The organism is Ilumatobacter sp. (assembly GCF_030065885.1).
Taxonomy (GTDB): domain Bacteria; phylum Actinomycetota; class Acidimicrobiia; order Acidimicrobiales; family Ilumatobacteraceae; genus Ilumatobacter.
Genome location: NZ_JASJCS010000186.1, coordinates 1 through 5,660 on the forward strand (window position 1 = coordinate 1; position 5,660 = coordinate 5,660).

Genomic DNA, 5,660 nt, shown 5'->3' on the forward strand with positions numbered 1-5,660 from the left:
CGTTCGCGCGGCGGGCGGCGTGCAGTTCGTCCTCGTCCACGGTCCGCCGGCTGAGCCGGCGACGTGGCACGGGGTCGAAGCGGTGCTGACCTCGGCTGGACACGGCGTCGTCGTACCCGATCAGCGGCAGGTGCGGTGTCGGGCACTCGGCGGCGGTGGCGAGGTAGGTGGTCTCCGCCTGCCCGAGCGACACCGACGTCGTGGCCGGCCACAGCGGTGCGGGCCTGCTGTTGCCCGGTCATCGCGACGTGCCCGGTGACGGCGTCACTCGAGCGAGACGATCTCGCCGAGCAACGCGAGGAACCCTGGTGCGTGCGGGTTCGCTGCTCCGTACTTCGGCGTGTAGGCGTTGATCGTCCCGGCCATCGGCAGCGTGATGCCGGGAATCCTCACCAGCGAGCCTGCGTCCAGACGCGCTTGTACCGACCGTTGCCACCCGAGTGCGATCCCCTCGCCGCGTTCGGCCACGTCGAGGCAGACCTGGTACGAGCTGAAGACCAGCGCTCCGTCGACGGCAGGGGCGCCCACGGCGAACGCGTCGAACACGTGCTGCCAGGTCGCCCAGCTCGGATTCGAGTACTCGACGTGCAGCAGCGGCAGGTCGGCGAGATCGGCGGCATCGAGCGGTGGCACACGAGCTGCGAACGATGGTGAGCACACCGGGAAGACGTCCTCGTGAGCGACGAATCGGACGTCGTAGGCGCTGGACTCGTGATGGCCGTACTGCAGCGCGATGTCGAACTCCTCGCGGGTCTCCTCGATCGCCTCACACGACGAGATCACCCGGATCGTCAAGTTGGGGTTCCTGCGCTGGTAGTCGCCGATGACCGGCACCACCCATGCCGCTGCCAGGGACGGGTCGGCAAGGATCGTCAACGACTCCTGCCCGACGGCCCTTCGCCGGATCGCCTCTGCGGTCGACGCCAGCTCGCTGAGACACATCCGAACCGAGGCGGCGAGACGTTCGGCATCGTCGGTCGGCGTCACGTCGTATCGTCCGCGCTCGAAGAGGCTGACTCCCAGATCGCCTTCGAGCTCGCGGACGCGCCGGCTGACGCTGGCCTGCGACAGGAAGAGCTCGGTGGCCGCCCGAGTGAAGTTGCGGTGCCTGAACGCCGCCTCGAACACCACCAGCGTGGCAAGAGGCGGCAGCCGTCGCTCGAACTCAGACATCTGATTTACGAGTGCCTGCACTCGAACAACGAGCTTCTGCCTGCATGTCTCGCAGGATACGTTCCTCGCAGATCGAATGTCTCGCGGCGAAGGGCTCAGCGATGGAGATCAGGACGCAGGACGACGAACGTCACGCCGGGGCGGTGCCGCGATGGGTGGGATCGTCGCTCGTGCTGGCGTCAGCGGTCATGTTCAGCTGCTCCGGAGTGCTGACCAAGGCGATCGACGCCGGCAGTTGGACGGTACTGACCTGGCGCGGCCTCATCGGCGCCCTCGGCATCGCGGCCTACGTGTGGTCGCGCAACCGAGCGAGGCCGGTCCGCGACACCTTCCGACTCGGGACCGGGGGCTGGGTGCTCGCCGCCGTCGGCGGGGTGGGATCGGTGACGTTCATCGTGGCCTTCAAGCACACGTACGTCGCGAACGTGTCCGTCATCTACGCGACGATCCCGTTCGTCGCGGCCCTGCTCGAGCGAGCCGTGTTGTCCGAACCGATCCAGCGCCGGACGCTGGCCACGGCGACCACTTCGTTGATCGGCGTCGTCGTCATCGTCAGCGGGAGCCTCGGCTCACCCAATCTCGACGGTGACGCCGTCGCCATCGCCATGGTCGCGCTGAACGCGTTGTACATGGTGCTCATCCGGACGTTCACCGACACCGATGCGCCGCTGGCCGCGGCTGCGTCGTCGTTGCTGCTCTTCGGGGCCGGATGGTTCGCCGCCACGCCGCTCGATGTGACCCGACGCGACGCAGTGCTCCTCGTCGTGTTCGGTCTGGTGTTCGCGGTCGCCACGGTCTTGTGGACGGAGGGCACGAAGCTCATCCCTGCGGCGGAGTCCGGGCTGCTCGGGTCGGCGGAGACGCCGGTCGCGATCGCGATGGCGTGGGGGTTTCTGAGCGAGGCGCCGCCAGTGACCAGCGGTGTCGGGGCGGCGGTCGTGCTGACCGCGATCATTGCGCACGCACGCGCCGACTTCCGTCGCGACGCAGCGTCGGGCCAACGCCTCGGTTGATCGCCCGTCGCCTTCACATCCCGTCGGGCCGTGCCGCGGGGAGGCGGGGCCGGTCCCTGACGTCGGGCTTGCCCGGGTCGGACTCGTCGGGCACAGTGGGTCGGTGGGTGACGACGGCAAGGTGCTGACGGCCGAGCAGATCGACCAGTTCCGCGAGCTCGGGTTCGTGTTCCCGGTCGAGGTGTTGACGATCGACGAGGCGGCCGAGGCCCGCGCCCGTCTCGAAGCGCACGAGGCGTCGCTCGGACATGCAATCGGGCCCGACCAGCGGACCAAGTCGCACTACCTGTTCACCTGGGTCGACGCCATCATCCGCAACGAGCGGCTGCTCGACGCGGTCGAGGACCTGATCGGGCCCGACATCCTCTGTTGGGGCACGATCTGGTGGATCAAGGAGGCGCACTCGCCGAGCTACGTCGGGTGGCACCAGGACCTGCAGTACTGGGGCCTCGACACCGACGACCTCGTGACCGTCTGGGTGGCGCTCGCGCCGGCGTCCGAGGCGGCGGGCTGCATGAGCGTGCTCCCGGGCAGCCACCGCGAGCGGCTCGAACATCTCGAGACCTACCACGAGGACAACATGCTGACCCGCGGCCAGGAGCTGACGATCGACATCGGCAGCCGGTCGCCGGTCGCCATGCCGCTCACGGCGGGCCAGGCGTCGATCCACCACGGCCGCTCGGCGCACGGCTCGGGACCCAACACGACCGACGATCGCCGGATCGGCCTGTCGATCCAGTACATGCCCACCAACACGCGCCAGACGCTGGCCGAGTGGGACACGGCGGCGCTGGTGCGCGGCGTCGACGACTACCACCACTTCGAGCACGGCGCGCCGCCCGTATCCGACTTGCATCCCGACGCGGTGGCGTTCCACGCCCGCGCCGCCCAGGCGCTCCGCGAGCTCATCTACGTCGGTGCCGAACGGGACGTCGAGTCGACGTTGTAGCCCGCGTCTCGAGTCGCGACCTGGCTGCAATCGATCCGCTCGATGATCACCCGAGCGACGCCGCGCTCGCCGTCTCGTCGAGTACTCGGACACTCCGTGCACGATCTGGCAAGGTGGCGCATCCGAGAACGCAGCGTCAGATCGAGCCCCAAACGGCCGGCCGTCGTCATGGCGCTGGCCTGCTGCTTCCTGCTGGCGTGCTCGGGCGCCGCGAACGACGACGACATCGCCGGGGACGACCCGATCGACACGACGGCCGCCGCCGACGGCGACGCCGACGATGCCGGCCCGGCGGCCACGGTCGCGTCGGGCGTCGATCCCGTCGTGAGTGCGGACGCCGACCACGCCCAGACGCTCGACGCGCTGGTCCGGGTGCTGCCGGCCGATACGCGTGGTGTCGCGGCCGTCGACGTCGAGGCGCTGCTGTCGGCTGGATCGTTCGCCGACGTCACGGCCTGGATGGGCGGCGAGGGCGCCGACCCGGCGTTCACCGACATGTTCGGTGCCGTCGGAGCGCTGGCGGCGAGCGTCGACGTACCCCGCGTGATGGCGAGCGCGCTGCTCGCGCAGACGACCGACGCCGCAGACGGCCTCTTCCTCGTGGCCCGGCTGCGGGGCGAGACCATCGACGAGGTGGTCGCCGGACCTGGGCCGACGCCGGACGGCAGCTACGGGCCGGCGAATCGGCAGCTCTACCTGGACGTGAACGGGAACCATCTGACGCTGCTTCCGGGCGGTGTGCTGGTCGTCGGGAAGGCCGCCGCCGTGGAGTCCGTCCTCGACGTCGTCGACGGGGAGAGCCCCAGCGGCGCGAGTGCGATCGTCCCCTTCCTCGGTGCGCTCGTGGGTGATGCCCATCTGAGCTTCGCGTACGGCCTGCCGGCACTGTTCGACGACGTGACGCCCGATCAGTCGCTCCGCGGCGCGGCCGTGATGACCGGAGCGCTGGACGTGGTCGGCGGCGAGATCGGCGGCGAGCTGGCGTTCCACACTTCGAACGCCTCGGAGTTCGTCGATGCCTACAACGCGCTCAACCTGCCCTCGACGCAGGGGGACGACCCGGCGGAGCAACCGCTCGTCCTGGCCGATCCGGTTGCGGCGGGCCTCGGCCAGGTCGTCGTCGCGCTCCCTCCGAGCCCGCTCGAACCGAGCCACGACGAGCTCCGCGAGTCGCGCCACGTCTTCAAGAAGCTGTTCGCCGGCATGGAGGCGCTCGCCTACGCAGAGCGCGTCGCCGAGCGCACGAAGCCGGCCTGGCTCGACTTCGTCGTCAGGAGCGAGGCGGACGGTGGTGCGCCGCCCTCGCCGGGCTCGGTCTACATCCGCTGGGAGTTCCGTGACCAGGCCGCGATCGAGGCCTTCGAGCAGAACGAGCTCCCCGCCGGCTTCAGGCTCGCTCCGACCCGGTTCCTCGAGACCGACGACCCCGAGGGGGAGTACTTCCTCGCCCTCAACATCTACAACGCGGGCGGCGGATCGATCGTGACCGGGGCCCGAGCCGAGTGGGACGTGTTCGTCCACGGACCGGAAGGTGCCGATCCGAACGCCGGTGAACGCCCTCGCTTCCACGTCGTCGAGGTGCTGGCCGAGGAGGTGTCGGCCGATTCGCGCGACCTGCTGACGCCGGCCCAGCCGCTGTCCCACGAGCTCGTCGACGGTGTCGTGGTGTCGAACATCGGGCGCTTCGACGGCGACGGCGAGGTTCCCGTGTTCTCGACGACGTTCCCGGTGCCCGACCCCGAGACCGCCGAGGTCGCCCGGTTCACCAGGGAGATGGCGATCGGGAACGACTACATCTACTGGGCTCACGGGGTATCCGACCGCGTCCTGTACAACGCCACCACGTTCAACCACGACGCCTACTTCGTCGACACCACGCAGCTCACGTTCACCGACGACTCGCAGTGGGCCCGGTACCTGAAGCCCACCGTCAAGGACGCCGTGTACTACGTGAACGACCTCGAGTACGTCGCCTCACCGATGGCCAACCTCGACTCCGACCACCTCGACATCACGCCCGAGTGGCTGGCCGAGCTGGTCGCCTTCACGACCAACGGCCACCAGTCGGGCCTGATGCGCGCCGCCGTCGAGCAGTTCTTCCGGGGCGAGGCCGACCCGTTCGTCGGCGTGAACATCGCCAACGACACGCCGACCACGTACTACAACTTCGAGGTCACCGACCCCACCGGGCTCGAGGCTGCGCTCGCCCTGCCGCCCGGCCACACCCTCGCCCCGACGACCCTGTTCGAGGGCGGACCCAGCGGTCACCACCTGACGTTGTCGGTGTACGAGATCGATGACGCGATGGAGGGGATGCGTGCGGAGTGGAGCGTCTACGTCGACGACGGCAGCGGTCGCCCACCGCACCTGATGATCGTCGACCTGATGACCGAAGAGGTCGCCTTCGATCCGCTCGGCATCGTCAACCTGCCGAGCGACGTCCGCCACGAGCTCTCGGAAGGTGAGGTCCGCACCCGGCTCTCCTCGGCGACGGTCACGTTCGAGGCGACGTTCGACACGGCGGG

5 protein-coding genes are annotated in these 5,660 nt (G+C 69.4%); 3 read left to right on the forward strand and 2 right to left on the reverse strand.

Annotation, left to right across the window (positions count from 1 at the left end; all coding sequences use genetic code 11):
* A partial coding sequence (locus QNJ12_RS23195; protein ID WP_300626408.1) for a hypothetical protein occupies nucleotides 1-193 on the reverse strand: 193 nt, incomplete at its 3' end.
* Nucleotides 194-264: 71 nt separating this feature from the next.
* Nucleotides 265-1,173 (reverse strand): LysR substrate-binding domain-containing protein, encoded by a 909-nt coding sequence (locus tag QNJ12_RS23200; protein WP_300626410.1) that lies wholly within the window; start codon nucleotides 1,171-1,173, stop codon nucleotides 265-267.
* A gap of 101 nt (nucleotides 1,174-1,274) precedes the next feature.
* Here QNJ12_RS23200 and QNJ12_RS23205 point away from each other — a divergent pair, with 101 nt between their 5' ends.
* The 3 genes from QNJ12_RS23205 to QNJ12_RS23215 form a co-directional block, all read left to right on the forward strand.
* Nucleotides 1,275-2,186 carry an EamA family transporter gene (locus tag QNJ12_RS23205; RefSeq protein ID WP_300626411.1) on the forward strand — a complete coding sequence of 304 codons (912 nt, stop codon included), beginning with the start codon at nucleotides 1,275-1,277 and terminating at the stop codon, nucleotides 2,184-2,186.
* A gap of 103 nt (nucleotides 2,187-2,289) precedes the next feature.
* The gene (locus tag QNJ12_RS23210) at nucleotides 2,290-3,135 is read left to right on the forward strand and encodes a phytanoyl-CoA dioxygenase family protein (protein ID WP_300626413.1); all 846 of its coding nucleotides are present in this window, start codon (nucleotides 2,290-2,292) and stop codon (nucleotides 3,133-3,135) included.
* A gap of 96 nt (nucleotides 3,136-3,231) precedes the next feature.
* On the forward strand, nucleotides 3,232-5,660 hold a 2,429-nt coding region (locus QNJ12_RS23215), incomplete at its 3' end, for a hypothetical protein (protein ID WP_300626415.1).

What these genes read in the sequence shown, in the direction of transcription:
- QNJ12_RS23205 (WP_300626411.1), top strand. Translation starts at nt 1,275, where the DNA reads ATGGAGATCAGGACGCAGGACGACGAACGTCACGCCGGGGCGGTGCCG.
- QNJ12_RS23200 (WP_300626410.1), bottom strand. Translation starts at nt 1,173, where the DNA reads ATGTCTGAGTTCGAGCGACGGCTGCCGCCTCTTGCCACGCTGGTGGTG.